The sequence below is a fragment of the Paenibacillus sp. EC2-1 genome (genome assembly GCF_049311625.1).
Lineage (GTDB): Bacteria > Bacillota > Bacilli > Paenibacillales > Paenibacillaceae > Paenibacillus_AQ.
The window spans coordinates 3,717,423-3,736,129 of record NZ_CP186006.1 but is presented as its reverse complement, the minus strand read 5'-3'; the positions used below and the strand labels follow the sequence as shown (position 1 = coordinate 3,736,129).

Here is an 18,707-nt window from a genome sequence, read left to right as displayed (position 1 = left end):
AGGTGATCTGGATGGATTTTCAGTCAATCAAATTAAATCGTAAGTCTGCTGCTCAGCTTGAGGCTGTTGCTTTAGATTCAACCTCGCATCAGGATATCGCAATTATAGGAATTTCAGTGAAGCTCCCGCTTGCAGATACGATTGATCAATTTGCGCACAATCTGAAGACAGGGAGGGATTGTATTAGAGCAATTCCTTCTCAACGTAGGCAAGATACAGAATTGTATTTCAAAGCGATGGGGAACGAACCAGAAGAGTTAGCTTTCGGAGAGGCGGCCTATCTGGATGAGATCGACAAATTCGATTACTCCTTTTTTAAACTCTCACCGCGTGAAGCAAGCTTACTTGATCCAAATCAACGTTTGTTCTTGCAGACAGCTTGGCGTGCAATCGAAGATGCCGGTTATGGTGGGGGGAAACTTGAAGGAAGCCGAACAGGTGTATATGCCGGTTATGGTTCAGATGCAGACTACTTGAAGTTGATTAGACAAATGGAGCCGGAGGCTGTACCCCTGTCGATGGCGGGAAATGTACGCCCGATCATTGCTAGCCGCTTGTCGTATCTAATGGATCTTCGTGGACCAAGCTTTATTGTCGATTCGACTTGTTCTTCTTCGTTGGTAGCGGTTCATCTCGCTTGTCAGGCCATTCGCAGTGGGGAATGTGATACCGCGATTGTAGGAGGTATTCAGCTTCATCTAATCCCCATTCGGGAATATGAGGTTGGCATTGAATCATCGACTTCAAGGGCTAGAACATTCGATGATCAAGCAGACGGGACAGGCACGGGTGAAGGTGTAGTTGTAATGATGCTTAAACCACTTGAGCAAGCGATTGAATCACGTGATCACATATATGCGGTCATTAAATCAAGTGCCCTGAATCAGGATGGGGGGTCTGTTGGCATTACAGCTCCGAACGCCGAAGCTCAGGAAGCTGTCATTGTAGATGCATGGAAACGGGCCGGCATCGATCCGGAGACGATTGGATATATCGAGACACATGGAACGGCTACGAAACTTGGTGACCCCATTGAAGTGGAGGGGCTTAGCCGAGCGTTCAAGCGCTTTACAGACAAGAAGCAGTTTTGTGCGATAGGGTCACTTAAGAGCAGTGTCGGTCATCTAGATAATGCAGCAGGTATTGCAGGCCTACTCAAAGCAGTTCTATCGCTCAAAAATAAATGCATCTATCCGACCCTTCATTTTGAGCGGCCTAACCGCGTGATTGATTTCGCGCAATCTCCTGTTTATGTGAACGATGAGTTTAAGGAATGGGAGGATGGCCTTCATCCTCGTCGATGTGGGGTAAGCTCCTTCGGAATTAGTGGCACGAACTGTCACGTCATTGTGGAGGAAGCTCCTGAGAAGCGATTACGGTTGAATACACTTCATGATGGTGATTATCGGTTGTTTGTATTATCTGCGCAGACAGAGACAGTCTTAGAGGCCTATGTGGGTGAAAGCCTTGATTATCTTGAGCAACATCCATCCATTGATTATGAGGATTTGTGCTATACACTCACCACAGGAAGAGGACATCACAAGTATCGTATTGCTATCGCAGCTACCTGTGTGGATGAGTTGATCGATGAGCTAAGGAGTTTAAGAAATGCTGGATTCCAAGCTATCCAAGATCGTTCACAGGAAGAAGAGATCTCCCTGTATGCAGATGTAATAGATAGAGATCCATCACAATCAGAAACGATTCGTATACGTTTGGATCGTGTCCTTGAGACATGCTCGTCCTCTAATCAGAATAGTCGGTCGATTTGCACAGAACTGGGAAGGCTCTACGTACGAGGGGGCAGTATTCCTTGGAATCGTCTGTATAGACAAGCTCCTAGAAATCGGATTAGCTTTCCGGCTTATCCATTCAATCAGAATCGGTGCTGGGTGAACCTGACGGATACAGCATTGAAAGGTAGAGTTCGTCCTACACTTAGACCGAATGATACTGGCGAAGGAGTGCTGAATGAGGGCCATCAAGAACCAAGCTCCTTTTATCACACGCGGCGATGGTTTCACGAGCCCTTATCCGAGATGAATCGAATAAGTCCCGATAACCGAAGGACCATTCTTCTCTTAACTGAAGCTCATCAAGATAGTAGTCTGCTCATTAGTCGCTGGATCACAGAAGGATCAACGATTATAGAGGCCGTAATGGGTGATCGTTATGATCCAATCGATGAGATGAAATTTATGATTCGTGACAAAATCGAGGATTATGAGCGACTTTTGCTTGATGTATTGAAGAGGGATGATGACCAAGCGCTCCATATTGTGGATTTACGGTTTGTTGTTATGGATAACGAAAGTGAATCGATCGAGGCGTATGAGCATGGTTTGAATCAAACGATGTATCGACTCTACCGACTACTTCATGCCTTGGCACAACAGGGGGGGCGTGAGTCTATTGCCATGACACTGGTGACGTCCTATGCGGATGAAGTGAGCACTGCGCAGACGATGGTTCGTCCTGAACAACTTGCCATGATCGGATTAAGTAAAGCTGTTGGTTGGGAGAACCCAAATTTTAAAGTGCGCTGGGTCGATTTGGACGAACAATCCGACCTCGTACAATGCTTATGTAATGAGCTTGAAGGTGCGTCCAATGAATATTGGACGGCTTATCGTCAAAATAAACGATATGTAGAGCGAGTCGATGTATTGAGGCTTGATGAGAAAGATTCCAACCTAGGGAGCGAATACGTATCGAAGAATTCTCTAGCTGTAGGTGGTGTATACCTAATTACAGGAGGGCTTGGCAGCTTAGGGCTTCTGATTGCATCACATCTTGTAAAAGAAATGAAAGGGAACATTCAACTGGCTTTAATTGGAAGGACACCATTACCACCAAGAGATCAGTGGGCTGAATGGGGTCAGACCGATCAGGACATGAGAACGACTCGTGCCATACATGCGATTCAAGAGATGGAAGATGCAGGGGCACATATTGAAGTCATCCAAGCGGATATTTCTAATGAAGATCAGTTGAACAATGCACTCATCGCTTTAAGAGAAAGGCATGGCAGAATTGCAGGGATCGTTCATGCAGCTGGGGTGTCCGAAGGAAATCTGCTAAAGCATTTGTCGGAAGAAGATCTGCGAAAGATCACTGCTTCCAAGATGACAGGTACTTGGCTACTGGATCATCTAACGCGGCAGGATAAGCCTGATTTCTTCGTCCTCTTCTCCTCAGCGATTACATTAGTTGGCGGAATCGGGTCAGGTCCCTACACGGCAGGTAATGCCTATTTGGACGGATACTCGGCCTATCGAAACCGCTTAGGATTGCGGACCTTGACAATAAATTGGCCGGCTTGGCAGCAATCAGATATAGCGGGGATAGAGCAGATTGATGAGTCGAAGGAAATGTTCTGCATCATGCCTCAGGAGGTTGGAATAGAAGCATTCGGCCATCTTCTCCTTGTAGCTAAAACAGTATCGATCCAGCAGGTTATTGTCGGTAACTGGAATCGCGGAAGCCATCTGTTCGCCTTAGGAGATCGGCTGCCGTTCCGTCCATCCGAACAGGTTCAACAGCTGTTGAATTCATCCATGTCGAAGGGCTCGCAGTTAAATGATCTTCGTTCAGCAGAACCATCGGGTGGAATGGATACAGGCGCAGACCACTGGACCGGAACACGAAGTGAGCTTGAAGAAGAAGTGATTGATATCTGGAAACGAGTGCTTGGCTATGATGCGTTAGATATTCACGCGAATTTCTTCGAGATCGGAGGAGATTCCATCCTGATCACACGTGTACATCATTACATTGATGAGGTATTTCCTGGACTGACCACGGTAGCGGATATGTTCTCCTATCCAACGGTAGCCAAGATAACGGACTATCTCTATGATGTTGTGTTGCTGAAAAAACAAACAGATGAGACTTCCGCTGAGATAATCGCTTCGGACTCCTTGAATGAAGCTCTGACGAAACTACTGAAGCAAGTGAAGCAGAGAGAATTATCTTCCGAGCGAGCGACCCAGCTTTATCGCGGGATGGAGGTAGCACATGGATAAAATAGCAAGCCAGATCTTTGACCATGTTGCTAGTGGACAATTGGATGAGAAGGTTGCTCTGCAGCTACTTCGAACGCTTAAGGAGGAGCAGCAGCCACCTGAGTCTAAGGATGTTGCGATTATCGGTCTTTCCTTAAAGATGCCAGGCGCCGATAACCTACAGCAATTCTGGGACAACCTGCAGCAAGGTCGAGAATTTATCGGTCCTCTGCCCGAATCACGGCAGCAAGACAGCTTGGGTTTTATCCGTACCTTTACCCCGCTCCAGGAGGACAGTATTCGTTATAGTCATGGTGGATTTATACCTGATATCGATAAATTCGATTACAGATTTTTTAATCTATCACCTAAAGAGGCAGCCTTAATGGACCCGAATCAGCGGCTATTTCTGCAGACAGCATGGGGAGCAATTGAAGATGCAGGATATGGAGGAAATCGAATTCAGAGTAGTAGAACGGGGATTTATATCGGGTACGCAGATTGGCCAGTATATGGCCAGTATATTACGAGAAATCAGCCATCCCAGATTCCAATGGCAAGCACGGGTAACACCCCTTCCATTATCGCAGGTCGGATTGCGTATTTGCTAGATTTGCAAGGTCCATCATTACTGGTAGATACGGCTTGTTCCTCCTCTCTTGTTGCCGTTCATCTCGCCTGTATGGCGCTCCGGAATAAGGAGTGTGACATGGCTATTGCAGGCGGAGTAAAGGTAAGCCTTATGCCTGTAGATGGATTGTTCGAGATTGGTATTGAATCATCCAATCGAAAGACAAGTGCATTTGATGACAGTTCAGATGGAACAGTCTGGGGGGAGGGTACGGTCGCTTTACTGCTGAAACCTCTGGACCAAGCGATTCGGGATAAAGACCCTATTCATGCAGTTATTCGGGGCAGTGCGATGAACCAAGACGGTACATCTGTAGGACTGACTGCACCGAATGCAGCCTCACAGGAGAAGCTACTAATGCAGGCTTGGAAGGATGCAGGGATTCACCCGGAAACGATAGGTTACATCGAAGCCCACGGTACGGGAACGAAATTGGGTGATCCGATTGAGGTGGATGGAATACGGAGGGCTTTCCGTCACTACACGAATCGTAAGCAGTTCTGTGCCATCGGATCGATTAAGACTAACGTAGGGCATCTGGATGCAGCCTCAGGCGTGGCCGGACTTGCAAAGGCGATTGCAGTGCTTAAGTATAAAATGCTGCCGCCGACCTTAAATTTCACGAGACCGAATCGAAATATTCCTTTTGAGAACTCTCCACTCTATGTGAATGATCGTTTGGAGTCCTGGGAGAAGGAAGGAGCCTATCCAAGAAGGTGCGGCGTAAGTTCATTCGGTTTTAGTGGAACGAACTGTCATCTAGTGTTAGAGGAATCCCCTTCAGAAATTGCAGATCAGGCTCAATTTAGCCCAGAACATGAGGAGCAGTTGTTTGTCTTATCAGCGAAGAGTACATCTTCGTTAGAGCGACTCATCCAAACCTATGTGTGTGCTTTACCTGAACTTGATGAAAGATTTACGGATCTATGCTTCACAGCCAATACGGGGCGAGGTCACTATACTTGCAGATTGGCAATCCTTACGGATGGAATTCAGAACTTGATGACCAAGCTGAAAACTGCATTAGAAGTAGGCTTTGATCAACCTTGGGAAGCAGAAGAAAGCGGGATTTTTTACAATGAGTATCGCATATCAAGCCATCGAAAAGAGGATCAAAACCACAGATTGAGGACACCAGACGAACTTAAAGCTCTTAGTGAGTCAGTAAATGGGCTGTTTCATGAAGCTGCTTCAACCGCATCTCCGAACGAAAAGGGGATACTTGCGCAGCTTGCCCAGTACTATGTCCAAGGCGCTGATGTGAATTTTGAGAAGTTATACGAGGGGCAGGCATTCACGAAGCTGCATCTCCCTGTGTATCCCTTTGAAGCGCTGCGTTGCTGGATCGATCCAGTAGACGACGATATGTATGTTGGAATTAGTCTACAAGGTAAGGAAGACAACTCATACACTACCCTAGAGATACAACTAGCAACGTTATGGGGACAATTGCTTGGTGTGAAGGAAGTTGATCTGGATGATGATTTCTTTGAGCTTGGTGGTAACTCCATTCTTGCTATACGAGTTGAAGTTGAGTTAGAGCAAGTCGGGATTGCGTTCAGTTCAGAACTCCTGTACCAGTACTCATCCATTCGGGAGATAGCTACTTATCTAGAAGTGCCGACCAGCGGATCTGATCCCCTTGTTAAAACAAGCATATCCAAGAAGCCTGCTGTAGTCACGCAGCGGAGACATGATAATCTTCACGAATCCCAACAATCGGTCATTCTAGCTAATATTGAACCTTTTAACGATCTCTATTATCGGAACTGCTTTTATAATTCTTTTTTTCCTGTGGTCAAGTACTTTGGAGGAAGTATCCTTCCGTATCTTATTAATGATTTACTCTTATTCAATCGAAATGATGTCGACGAGGAAGATGAAGGGTATGAGCTGCGATATGAGGAGATTAAGCCGCAAAATACCTTGTTTACAGAGATGAATCTATCCCTCCAGACCGAATTCGATTTTGGAGAAATCGAAACGGTACTCGTTCAAAACATAAGCCGTGGAAATCCCGTTATCGTATGGGTGGATTGCTACGAAATCCCTTTCCGTGCGGATGCCTACAAGAAGCAGCATGTAGATCATACGATATTGGTTTATGGCTTTGATGAAGGGACTCAGATGTTCCATATTATCGAGCACGATCGGCGAGAGAATCTATCTTACAAGCCTTGCTTAATTGCATTTAATGATCTTGTCCGTGCTTGCAAAGGTTATGAAACATATTATCAGGAATCTGAGCACCGAGCTGCATATTATATCATTCAACAACATCAATCTGATTCTTTATACAGAGAGACTAGTGTCCAAGAGTTAAAGCAACAATTCGAAATGAATCTGACCTATAACCGTCAACGTCTGCAAGAAAGCATGCATGTCTTACAGGAATTTGTATCCTGGTTTATCAAGGTGAGCTCTAGCGAAGTCAGTCTTAAATTTCATACGGAGTCGATCATTGAAATGCTTAATCAGTTTCTCAATGCTAAACAAGTTGAAGGATATCGTCTGACGGCATTATATGGCGAGGAAGCTTCAATTCTTAGTAGGCACTCTACCTGCGTAGAGCATTGGGAAACCATTCGAAAAGGGATCGTTCGATTCTTCTATGCGCCTATCTACCAGAATGTACGAATCGAAGCAATGCATGCGAGATTGGAGCAGCTGCTTATCGCAGAGCAACAGTTTCTATCTGAACTTTTTAACGAGCTTCAACCTATATAGGTTCATATAACAACAATAATTAGGAGGTAGAACGTATGACGATTGAAATAAAGGATGAATTAAGAGATAGAGTGATGGATCTGCTGAGGGAGAATGTCGATGATCCTAGCATGCTAGAACAATGTGGACCAGACGATGACTTATCTTCTCTGGGTATTAATTCCCTAACTTTTATCAAGCTTGTGATTGCAACAGAGATGGAGTTTGGGGTGTCGTGGGATGATGAGGATCTAGATTTTCGTAACTTTAGCACCATTAATCAGATCATGAACTATATTAGCCTGAACCAGAATGAGGAAGAACAATAGGAGGGATACATCATGCTAACCAAAGCAGGTAAACTTGGAGGCGTGGCTCTAGAAGAACACGTTCTCAATCTAGCACCCGAAATTAAGCAACTGACACTATTCCCATCCGAGCTTTGTAATTATCGCTGCAACTTCTGCCACATTTGGGGAGAGACAGGTTGGGCTCTGAAAGAGCCGCAACGAGCGATCCGTGAGCAGCTAGATATCGATGTACTTAAGAAATTTCTTGATGAGGTAACCGCAATCAACAAAAATCTAGGCGTAATCATTACAGGTGGGGAGCCGATGCTGTATAAGCATTTTACAGAGTTGGTTGAACATTTGAGGAAGCGTAAGGCGAATGTGTATCTGTTGACCAATGGCTCGTTAATCAAAAACCGGGTTGAGTTTATTATGGAGAACATCGTAGGGATGAACATTTCTATTGATGGGCCAGAAGAATTCCATGATGCCATTCGTGGAAAGGGAAGTTTCCAGAAGATATGTGAGAACATCGAGTCACTCATTGAAGAAAAGCGTAAGCGTAAAAAAATGTTCCCTTTCATTCATATTACAATGGTTCTCTCTCCCTCTAATTATCTTAGTATTAAGCAATTTATGAGTGCGCTCCGTGAACGCTTCCAAGGTACAGATGTTAAGCTTCATGATCCTCGGAATCCTTGGTCTTCACGACGTGATCTGTCTGTGAATTTGGCACCCCTTCTGTTCACCACACCTGATCGAGGCCGCGCATACGCGACTCAGATGAAGCATGATCTGGATTGTGATGTGTCTCCAGCATGGCAAGGCTTTGTTGAAGAGTCGATTCCGATGGATACACAGCTTTTGAAAAAAGAATTAGAAGAACTGTGGGCCGACGAAGGCATCGATTCCTCCCACTATATTGATATCCACGATTATTATACGGACATTGAGAATGTCTTTGGTCGTTCTAAGTGCGTGGCTCCATGGCATGAGATGGTTATCCGCCGTACAGGTGATGTTTACCCATGTGTGGATTTACCGGACTATAAATACGGCAATATTTATGAACATTCATTTACGGAGATGTGGGAGGGAGAACGGGCTACCAAATTCCGTGACTACATGAGAACAAGCAATCTGATGATGTGCAACCGCTGTACACGGATGTTTGCAGATCCAGAATCCTACTAAAATTCCAAAAATGTAGTCCAACATATGGAGGTTAGTCTCATGAATATTGTGGATATGGAGTCCGTACTTACGGATAAGACGATGCGAAGTGTTAAACTGCCATTTGAGATGCCACAGGTATATGGATTTTTGGGCCATGCTTATGTGTTAGGTATTCTCCAGCCTTATGATTATGCGAAGCCTTGGATTCATACCAGTTATATTCAATTATTTATATCCAAACATTATTTGAATGATCTGCAAGAATATCGACTGGATTTCTATCCAGATTTAATGATTGCATATAACAATACGCCATGGCTGCAATATAAGCACTCCGATAAAGTGTTGCTTGATCAGCTAGGCGTTGATATTCATCGTTATCTGATTAGCCAGCTCGAACATAACTATTATGTCGTCACGTATGTTGATGAATTCTATATTCACAATTCGATTTGTTATCAGGAGAATCATTTTGTTCATGACATATTTATTTACGGTTTTGATCTGGACCGGCAAATCTACCATGTTGCTATCTTCGATAAGAATCGTCAGTTTACAGTGCAGGAAGTTACTTTTGAACAATTTGAACAGGCGTATCTATCTCAAGGTAAATCAACACAGTCACTAATCAATTCGATAAAAAGGTTGGAGCCTTTAGATTACGAGAGCAGTAAATACGGTTCTGGAGTGGGTAGATTTGATTTCGACCTACAGCTGATCATTGATGTGCTAAGTGATTACTTGGAAGGCAGAAACTCCACTGAGCGTCTTCGGTTACAACAGCAGCCCGTGGAGGGTTACTTTGGTGTTGAGATTTACCCTTACCTCCAGAAGTTCATAACACGCGTGATTGAAGGTGAATTGAACTTCGACGTAAGACAGCTTCATATCTTGTGGGAACATAAAAAAATGATGGTTGCAAGGATCGAATATCTGATGGAGTTGGGTTATCTACAAGAAGAGACTCCACTCTTAGAAGAGGCCAAGCGTCTTGAAAAGCGGTCTTACACTTATCGCAATCTCATGCTTAAAGGTTTTATGAGTAACAATAGAGACATACTGCATCCACTTGTGAACTCACTCGAGGAGATGTTGATTGCAGAGAAGGCATTGATTACACAGCTTATCGAGGAGCTTCGCAAGTAAATAGAGATAGGAGGGATTGAGCATGTTGGATGTTTCAATCATTATCCCTGTGTACAATAAAATGGAGCAGCTAGAGCAATCACTTTACTTCATTGCGCACCAGATCGATATAGGAGTCGCACTTGAGGTGGTTGTAATCGACGATGGATCAACCCAGCCTGTCAAAAATATTATTGATTCTTATGCTGATAAGATCCCAAATCTCAAATATCTTTATCTCGAACGAAATAAACATTCTTGCAGATCAAGGACTCGAAATGTAGGTATTCGAGAGAGTAGCGGCAGCATTTTGGTTTTTCTCGACTGCGGAATTATTATTCCTGAATGCTTCATCAAACGCGTTGTGAATCGGATTGGAGAGAGTAGGAGCACGGTGCTCTACCCTTATATCATGGGCGCATTCACGGATCCAAGTAAAGACGATTTGTCTGTGATCGAGAAGATCACACCTTCAAATCTGGCTGCAGTATGTGAACAGTTGAAGTATCATCCCGCATGGGAGGATATGCGAACCTCACATTTTGAATTGGTGGACCATGACCTGAATCGAATGGATGCTCCATGGTCGATGGGATGGGGTGGAGTCGTATGCGCTTCACGTGATATTGTGCTTCAAACAGGCGGTTTTGATGAGACGCTGAAAGGTTGGGGAGCGGAGGATACGGATTTCTCGTATCAGCTTCACATGCACAAAGCGTTGATGTATGCGACAGATGATATTTATACCCTACATCTTCCGCATCCCTCAGACGATAATATCGATCAGAAGATTAGGTCAAGCTACTTGAATCGTAAAAAAATGCATATGAAGCATCGTACATTCGACACGGAGATTTATCCGTATTCAGCAGATATGCATTTTGATCTGATTATGGCGAAGTTTAATCGGTTAGTGGCTCATTATTATATTCCAGCCTATAGTGATCGTTTAATTGAGCTTCTGAACGGTGAGTATTTGAAGGACGCAGAGCGAACCGCTGTTATTGGAGCAGATAGTCATGCGATGCTGTCTGAACTCGGTGTATCTCATGTTTTTTTACAGAATAAAAGATTGCTTGAGCGTTATACAAATGTATGGCCTGAGAAAGAATTTGTCTATCTTCTCGGGGTAGATACACTCTATCCTTCCAAACACTTTGATGTCATTATCGTCACTGACTATTTCAGGATGTTTAGCGAACCGCTTATTGGAATCATGCTGAAAGAGCTTTACCGGATCAGTAAGAAGGTCGTCTTCTTATATAATGATAGTTATGTATCATACCTAGCAACTACAGCAGGATGGACCTGGCATAGTAAAGAGGAGCTGGAAGAGCTATTTGATCGCAATCAGCTTATGCATCACTCCGAGCGGCGGGTTGATGATTGTAAAGTGTTTGAAGTAGGAAAAGCCGTTGCGTTAGTGAAGTGAATGAGGGGTAACCACATAAGATTTTTTTTGAACGCTCAGATCTGATTTGGGCGTTTTTCTTATGAATCATAGTTGTATTCAATTCGTTAGTTTAATACATTAGGAGGTAATGAATTAGCGAAGGGGATTTCAATTTGAACGTTAGGAATCTAAGATTAAAAATAGCTACTCATTCCTTGCTACTTGCAGCTATTGGTTATGTGCTGTACTTATATATGGATCTATTTCTATTCGTATCAGATAAAAGCCCGGATGATGGATATAGGTTATATGCATTAATTACTTTAGTGCCTGTACCCATCTTCGTATCATTATTCATCAACATCATGATTGAGCGTGACTCGAATCGAAGAAGAAAGATTATAACGGTTATTCACTACCTTTTTCCTATTGGTTGTATTGTACTAATACCGGGTCAGTTTTTATTGTTTTCTGTTAGTGATTTTAAGGATATGTTTATTGTATGCTTTGGTATAACGGTAGCTTTGTTACTCTTAAGTATTGTTTTGTTGATTAATGATCTTCGGCATAAAGATTTAATGAACACTAAGGTAGGAAGTAGTAATATTGGAGGTTCATATGATGAGAGATGAGATCCATCAATTCATTGACAAGTTACACGATGAAGAGCTCCATAAGATGTATTGGATTGAAACGATCATGCACAATCAAATTCAATTCAAGAAGAACCTAGAGCATAAAGGAGTACTCATCTCAGTGCTGTCAGACGCAAATGATGAATCTGAGAAGATCATTAATCGATGGGACAATACATTCGCACAGAACGTTTGCGATGTGATCAGGGAAGCGATTCACTATGACCAATTCAGATGGCATATCTTCAGTTATGAACAACAAGCTTGTTTAATGGGGGAAGAAGCTAGAACAGCTTTTGATGATATAGCCAAAGATGTGATCTATGTCATGTATCAAAGATCCCCTGAAGTTTACATGTACAAAAACGCTAAGGATTTAACCGCAGATATTTTTGATCATGAACAAGATATCTATTTATTTGATAGAGAGTTCACTTGGACTTACGTAAATACCCATGAATCGATGTGCGGACCGTATTTTTATAAGGTGAAATGAATCTAGTTAGTGGATTCGACAAGGTATTGATTTTAGGTGTTGATTTTATTTACAAGCCATTCTTCTTAATAAACTGCTCACTGTCTCCATCAAGCACGACTAACATATTCTTGTTCGTATTGAAGAATAACAGAGCCTTTGGCCTCACTCCTTTTTCAAGGAAGAGATAAGCTTCCTTAACCAAGTCAGGGTAGATGTCAGATGATAACTTGACTGGATGGTTGAACTCCACATGCAAGATCAATCCAGCTTTCGGATCCATCGAAAAGCCACTATGCACGGCAGGTGATGCTTGAAGTAATGTTAGGATTGATTTCTCAAGTTCATGCGTTAAAGGACGCTGCTTTATTACTTTTTCTTGCTTAACATCAAAGATCTCCACTGTGGTTTGATCTGGATTCTGAAAATAAAGATTAAAGGATAACAATGCGACGGATAATATTTTTATAATCATGTTTTTCAACACCTCAGGTGGAATTATTCCCTAAACGAATAAAGAGTATAAGTCATTCATAGCAGGATGTGTGCACATAAATGCTGATCTCGACCCATTTACAACAGTATAAACAGGCAATACTTGCGCTTCCTAAGGATAGGGTCTTGGTAAAAGATGATTTGCTCGTAGATGAGTTATTAATGGCTCAAAGCGGAAAGCTTGAAATGTATTATGCACCACATAATGAGTTCATTAATTCGTCCGCTAAGGTGATGATTGTTGGATTAACGCCTGGATTTACACAGATGAGAACCGCAATACTGGAAGCAAGAACAGCCTTGGAAAAGGGATTATCAGATGAGGAAGTATGTAGAGCAGCGAAGGAAGCTGCAAGATTTGCAGGTACGATGAGATTGAATCTGATCCATATGCTTAATGGAATTGATCTTCATCGATTTCTGAACATCTCAAGCTGTGATGCATTGTTTCAGGAACAACAGACACTTGTACATACGACATCAATACTTCGGTTTCCAGTGTTTGTTGAGAAGAGTAATTACAGTGGGGCACATCCTCATCTTTTAACGAATCCTTTTCTACAAAAGGCAGCACTTGCCTCTATATGTGAAGAACTGAGCCAGATCAAGCCCTTGCTTATAATTCCTCTGGGAAAAATAGTGGAGAGTGCACTGCAGCAGCTTGTGGAGTTAGGAAAGTTGAATACTGACCAGTGTTTATGGGGATTCCCACATCCTTCTGGTGCTAACGGGCATCGCCATAAGCAATTTGCTTGTCATCAAGAACAAATGAGACAGAAGATAAGGGATTTGGAAGTGTATTAGGTAAGAAGCCGCGCTAGTCGCGGCTTTTTTGTCTTTGAGGGATATCCTCTCAGGAGGAAAGTAGTGTTTACGAAGTGCAAGAATACGCGTAATATGGAGGAATTGAGTGGGATATTGTGGTAGGGATATTAGAAAAAGTAAAGGAGATGAAAGATGATTATCACGATTTCAAAAATGGGTAGAAAATCACTATTCTTTCTTGTGATCTTGTTCTTACTGATGAATGTAGGCTGTAGCAATAAAGAGGAAATCTCCCCTGAAGAAATAAACAATATAAGACTCGTGTTAAAGGAACGAAAAGAAGATAGAGATGGAACACGCTTCACACTAAGATTACAGAATAACTCTAAATATACGATTGTTCAGAATAATGTCTATTTAAGTTTTCCTATAAAAATTGAAAATGGATCTAAGAGCAATGACTATAAAATTGAAGCCAAGCAGAATAAACTTCATATTAAGCCCGGTGAAGAAGTAATGCTTACTGTATATACTGCGAAGGAAATGTATGAAGGAAATAATAAAATTGACTTCGAAAATCCTAATATTGAGATTAAAGGTTATCTAGACGAAATGACAGAAACTAATCTATTTTATAAGGGTGGCGGATATAGCGCTATGGTGGATTTTTAAATGAACTAAATTCTATGCATAAGAATAGGAGCAGCACTCAATGACTCAGAACCCTCAAGATGTAAAAGTTGCTATGTACACCATGTGTTTGGTAAAGGACGAAGATAAGGTTCTATTAGTGAATAGACCCAACCGTAAGGGATTTCCAGGGTGGATCGGGCCTGGAGGGAAAGTAGACTTTCCAGAAAGTCTTACCGAAGGGGCTATACGTGAAGTTTGGGAAGAAACAGGACTTAGAGTAACAGATCTCATATATAAAGGACTTGATGAGTTTGTAGACCCGAAACAGAATTTCAGGTATATGGTATTTAATTATGTGGCCACTTCATTCGAGGGAGAGCTATTACAGAATCCTCCTGAAGGTGAATTGGAATGGATACCGATCAAAGAAGCTATGAATTATCCGATGCAAGATTGGTTTAAACGAAGATTCCCTTTGTTTTTTGAAGAAGGAACTTTTGAAATATATGAGATATATGATCAAGAGAATAGGGTGACGATTAAGGAATCGGTCAAGAAACTATAGGTAATTATGATCTAGCTTATATGAAGTAAGTATTGGATACATTTCCCTAGACGCCGTATGCTGAGAGCAAATGTGTAAGGGGATGTGTAACAATGAGTGCTTTTTCAGTTTCAGCGGGTGGTATCTGTTTTAAGGATAATCAAGTTCTTTTGGTGAAGATTGAATATGGTGCTAATCGTGGAATGTGGATGATACCGGGAGGAATGGTTGAGCTTGGAGAATCAATTGAAGAAGCGACCGTACGCGAGTTTAGAGAAGAGACAGGTTTAGAGACTGAGATCGTAAGAATGGTTTGCTTGCGCTCAGGAACCCAGGAACGTAATGGAGTGCTCCTGACAAGCATCTACGTGGTTTTTGAAGTGAAGTATAGATCAGGTATGGTTATGAGAGACGAACTTGAGATTGCAGATTTGCGATTCTGGCACATAGATGAAGTGATGAAATCTGACGTTGTCATTGAATTAACTAAGGAGATGATTAAAGCTGCATGTGGAACAAGAAACGGTTTATATCGAGGAGATGAAATAAGGACAAAGAGTGAATATAATCATACAACTATTATCTTCCTAACATAGAATGAAAATGTTTTTTGATCTGTAAAACGTAAATAACAGTCCGTAGTGGAAACTTAGAACTAGAGATGAATCATGTAAACAACTTAGCTATCTTCTAGCTGCACTTCACTATATTACAGTGCGGCTTTTTTGCACATATGAAAATACGTCCGGAGGTTCATAAGATGAAGAGATGGAACCTGCAAGTTTATCAAAAAGTGATTATCGTCTTTGCTGCGTTGGTAATTCCCATTACTGCAACAACAATCATCGTAAATATGAATGCGGTTTCATATATGAAAGAGAAGCTATTCGAATCGACAAGAGAAAAGGTGAATTATTATCGAGATCAATTAAACAATCAAATTACGTTTATACGCAATCAGCATCTCGTCTTCATGACGAATCCTAAATTGGAGGAACTCAGTTTCAAGGCGCGTACCCTGACCAAGTATGAGGAACTGATGCTTACGAAAGAGATTCAGGATACCATGAAGAGTATAGGGAATTCTAGCGATTTTGTGCGAGATGTTGCGGTATATATAGAACCTCTCGGGCGCGTTGTATCGCTCGGGGACGGGGTTCGTGCGTTCTCCTCCGGTAGTAAGTGGGATGAAATTCGCCAAATGGCAATAACGCAGAAGAAACCTTATTATATCTATTACGGACAAATGTATTTCGTAGAGACATCGAAGAACGCAACCATCACCACTTTCATCCAGATTCCTCAGAATAATATGCTCACTCTATCTGAGAATGTTGTATCGAAGCAAGGGAATAATGGCTTTTTCTTAGCGGATGATCACTTTTATTCTATTATTAGTTCCACTCAGCAATATGATATACAAGCTCAGATTGCGAAGCATATGCTGGATCAGAACGATGGCAGGTGGCAGATCGGTGAGTTTGAAATAACCTTTCAGGACAAAAATTATCTCGTACTCTATAATCGAATTAATTCATTAGGGAGTACGCTGTATACATATATTGATGAGAGAGAAATTACTAGTGTAATTAGCAAATACAATTGGCTTATTGGAGCGGTTACGGTCGGTGCTTTAATCATCATCGTCATCTTTGCTATGTCGGTCAACCGAATGATTCATAGACCGTTGCTCCATTTAATTCGGGCGTTTCGAAAAATAGAAATGAACCCGCAAGAGTTAGCTATGGTCTCTTCATTCCCGGTCAATGAGTTTACCTATCTAAATGATAGATTTGAACGGATGCGGAGTGAATTAAATGCTTCAATTGAGCTCAATTATGAGCACAAGATGCTACTTCAACAATCTGAACTGCGTCAACTGCAATCTCAGATCAATCCTCATTTTTTATATAACAGTTTTTATAATGTGTATCGTATGTGCAGGGCGGAGGATATGGAAGGAGCCGCAGAGTTATCACAGAAGCTTGCCACCTTCTATGAATTTGTTACACGAAGCGGGAATGATGAAGTCCCGTTAGAGCGAGAGTATGAGCATGCAGAAGTCTATTGTGATATTCAGCGTATTCGCTTTGCACGTTCGGTACACATTGGCATTGAACCACTTCCAGAAGAAATTGCACATATTTCTGTACCACGTCTCATTATCCAGCCGATTGTTGAGAATGTATTCAAACATGCTTTTGAACAAGGAAGAAAGCATGAGACATGCTTAATTACGGTGGAACATCGGCCAGAAGAGGTTGTGATACGTGTGGAAGACAGTGGCAAGTCACTTTCGGACAAAACGATCGAGGATCTAAATTATCAGCTATCTAGTCCTAATTCCTTGAACGAGAAGACCGGACTTGTTAATGTTTATCGTCGATTACAGCTGCGATATGAAGGAAGAAGTCAGTTACAGGTCAGTCGAAGTCACTTAGGAGGTATGTGTGTAGAGCTAACACTGCCTATATAACACAAAGGGAGGTTCCATCATTGTACCGAATATTGATTGTCGATGACGATGCTATTGTCGTGGAAGGTTTATCGCAATTGCTTACAGCTCGTTACAAGGATGAGCTGGATCTATGCAAAGCGTATGGTTCTGAAGAGGCTGCGGATATGATGAAAAGAACGAAACTAGATATCGTAATTAGCGATATTGACATGCCGTGGAAGTCTGGGCTTGAAATGGCAGATGATATTATGCATTATTGGCCGAAGTGTCGCATTATTTTTTTGACAGGTTATAACGACTTTAATTACATCTATAGTGCCATGAAGAAGAGGGCTGCTCACTTTATTCTGAAGACAGAGCATGATGATCATTTGTTAAGTGTTATTCAAAGTGTGATAGATGAGCTGGATGGTGAGCGAAATAAACAGAATATTTTGGAGCGTGTTCATACGGAGCTGGAATATTTACGTCCACTGCTGACAAGAGAGTGGCTTCAGGCACTATTAGAAGAGCAAGCCACAGGCATTTCCTTGATGGAAAAAGGAGGAGGGAAGTGGCAGATTCAAACGAATGCTCCATTTATTCTACTTATGGGCTATGCCTGCTGGACAGATGAGATATCTTGGGACGCCAGAATTCAGAGTTATGGACATGTATTAAATGTGTTTGATGAACTGTTACCCCCGCTTCTTCGAAGTAATGGATTCGTTACGCAGGATTCTTTATTTGTGTGGCTGATTCAGCCCCAAACGGAGGATACAACATTTCAGAATCCAGAAGGGCAGATGGATTGGAATCAGTTGACGAATTATTTACGAGGGGTCCTTGAGGACATTCAAGATGAATTTCTTGCTCTGTTAAAGCTTGAAATTTCTTTCATATTTCAGAGTAAACCTCTGACATGGTCTACATGGAAGAGAGAGATGGATTGCTTGCAAACCAAAGTAAAGTCTATTATAGCTGAGCCTATTCACCTATCCATATTGGATGTAGGCCATATTCAGAAGGATCATGGGCATGAGAGCTGGGTGCAGAAGGTACAGGCATTTATTTCGGATCATCTGAATGATGATCTGTCGCTCGTACGTATTGCCGAACAGGTACACATGAATCCTAGTTACCTATCTAGATACTACAAGCAGGTTACGGGTCACAATCTGTCGGAGTATATTACAGACACCAGACTTCAGGTTGCAAAAAGAATGATTGTAGAGGAGAGGCTGAAATTTCAGGATGTCGCCTTCCGACTTGGTTTCAATTCACCTTCTTATTTCACTACCTTTTTCAAAAAATTAACCGGACAAACACCTCAGGAATACAGAGAAGCACATTTACAGTAAGATGGTAAACAAATCGAAAGCAATGTAAAAAGAG

At 42.1% G+C, this 18,707-nt stretch carries 15 protein-coding genes; 14 read left to right on the top strand and 1 reads right to left on the bottom strand.

Annotation, left to right across the window (positions count from 1 at the left end):
* The first annotated feature begins 11 nt into the window (after positions 1-11).
* From ACK8P5_RS17520 to ACK8P5_RS17485, 8 genes are all read left to right on the top strand, one after another.
* The gene (locus ACK8P5_RS17520; protein ID WP_422657545.1) at positions 12-4,028 is read left to right on the top strand and encodes an SDR family NAD(P)-dependent oxidoreductase; all 4,017 of its coding nucleotides are present in this window, start codon (positions 12-14) and stop codon (positions 4,026-4,028) included.
* A complete protein-coding gene (locus ACK8P5_RS17515; RefSeq protein WP_422657544.1) occupies positions 4,021-7,365 on the top strand; it encodes a beta-ketoacyl synthase N-terminal-like domain-containing protein in 3,345 nt (1,114 codons plus the stop codon). The genes ACK8P5_RS17520 and ACK8P5_RS17515 overlap by 8 nt, the downstream gene beginning before the upstream one ends.
* 35 nt (positions 7,366-7,400) lie before the next feature.
* Positions 7,401-7,673: an acyl carrier protein gene (locus ACK8P5_RS17510; protein WP_422657543.1), complete on the top strand. Its 273-nt coding sequence runs from the start codon at positions 7,401-7,403 to the stop codon at positions 7,671-7,673.
* 12 nt (positions 7,674-7,685) lie between these two features.
* Positions 7,686-8,828: a radical SAM protein gene (locus ACK8P5_RS17505; protein WP_422657542.1), complete on the top strand. Its 1,143-nt coding sequence runs from the start codon at positions 7,686-7,688 to the stop codon at positions 8,826-8,828.
* 39 nt (positions 8,829-8,867) lie between these two features.
* Complete coding sequence (locus ACK8P5_RS17500) at positions 8,868-9,956, top strand: hypothetical protein (RefSeq protein ID WP_422657541.1); 1,089 nt, start codon at positions 8,868-8,870, stop codon at positions 9,954-9,956.
* Between the two features lie 22 nt (positions 9,957-9,978).
* The gene (locus ACK8P5_RS17495; protein WP_422657540.1) at positions 9,979-11,367 is read left to right on the top strand and encodes a glycosyltransferase family 2 protein; all 1,389 of its coding nucleotides are present in this window, start codon (positions 9,979-9,981) and stop codon (positions 11,365-11,367) included.
* 134 nt (positions 11,368-11,501) lie between these two features.
* Complete coding sequence (locus tag ACK8P5_RS17490) at positions 11,502-11,960, top strand: hypothetical protein (protein WP_422657539.1); 459 nt, start codon at positions 11,502-11,504, stop codon at positions 11,958-11,960.
* Complete coding sequence (locus tag ACK8P5_RS17485) at positions 11,950-12,459, top strand: DUF4275 family protein (protein ID WP_422657538.1); 510 nt, start codon at positions 11,950-11,952, stop codon at positions 12,457-12,459. The genes ACK8P5_RS17490 and ACK8P5_RS17485 overlap by 11 nt, the downstream gene beginning before the upstream one ends.
* Positions 12,460-12,508: 49 nt before the next feature.
* On the opposite strand, the gene ACK8P5_RS17480 is transcribed toward ACK8P5_RS17485, so the two are convergent.
* Positions 12,509-12,913: a hypothetical protein gene (locus tag ACK8P5_RS17480; RefSeq protein ID WP_422657537.1), complete on the bottom strand. Its 405-nt coding sequence runs from the start codon at positions 12,911-12,913 to the stop codon at positions 12,509-12,511.
* 80 nt (positions 12,914-12,993) lie between these two features.
* Here ACK8P5_RS17480 and ACK8P5_RS17475 point away from each other — a divergent pair, with 80 nt between their 5' ends.
* The 6 genes from ACK8P5_RS17475 (at position 12,994) to ACK8P5_RS17450 (ending at position 18,673) form a co-directional block, all read left to right on the top strand.
* Positions 12,994-13,737 carry a uracil-DNA glycosylase family protein gene (locus ACK8P5_RS17475; protein ID WP_422657536.1) on the top strand — a complete coding sequence of 248 codons (744 nt, stop codon included), beginning with the start codon at positions 12,994-12,996 and terminating at the stop codon, positions 13,735-13,737.
* A gap of 153 nt (positions 13,738-13,890) precedes the next feature.
* The gene (locus ACK8P5_RS17470; RefSeq protein ID WP_422657535.1) at positions 13,891-14,370 is read left to right on the top strand and encodes a hypothetical protein; all 480 of its coding nucleotides are present in this window, start codon (positions 13,891-13,893) and stop codon (positions 14,368-14,370) included.
* 40 nt (positions 14,371-14,410) lie between these two features.
* Positions 14,411-14,896, top strand: a complete 486-nt coding sequence (locus ACK8P5_RS17465) for an 8-oxo-dGTP diphosphatase (protein ID WP_422657534.1) — start codon at positions 14,411-14,413, stop codon at positions 14,894-14,896.
* Positions 14,897-14,988: 92 nt separating this feature from the next.
* Positions 14,989-15,471, top strand: a complete 483-nt coding sequence (locus tag ACK8P5_RS17460) for an NUDIX domain-containing protein (protein ID WP_422657533.1) — start codon at positions 14,989-14,991, stop codon at positions 15,469-15,471.
* A 164-nt stretch (positions 15,472-15,635) separates the two neighbouring features.
* The gene (locus tag ACK8P5_RS17455; RefSeq protein WP_422657532.1) at positions 15,636-17,351 is read left to right on the top strand and encodes a sensor histidine kinase; all 1,716 of its coding nucleotides are present in this window, start codon (positions 15,636-15,638) and stop codon (positions 17,349-17,351) included.
* A 20-nt stretch (positions 17,352-17,371) separates the two neighbouring features.
* On the top strand, positions 17,372-18,673 hold the full coding sequence (locus ACK8P5_RS17450; RefSeq protein ID WP_422657531.1) for a response regulator transcription factor: 1,302 nt from the start codon (positions 17,372-17,374) through the stop codon (positions 18,671-18,673).
* The last annotated feature ends 34 nt before the right edge of the window (positions 18,674-18,707 follow it).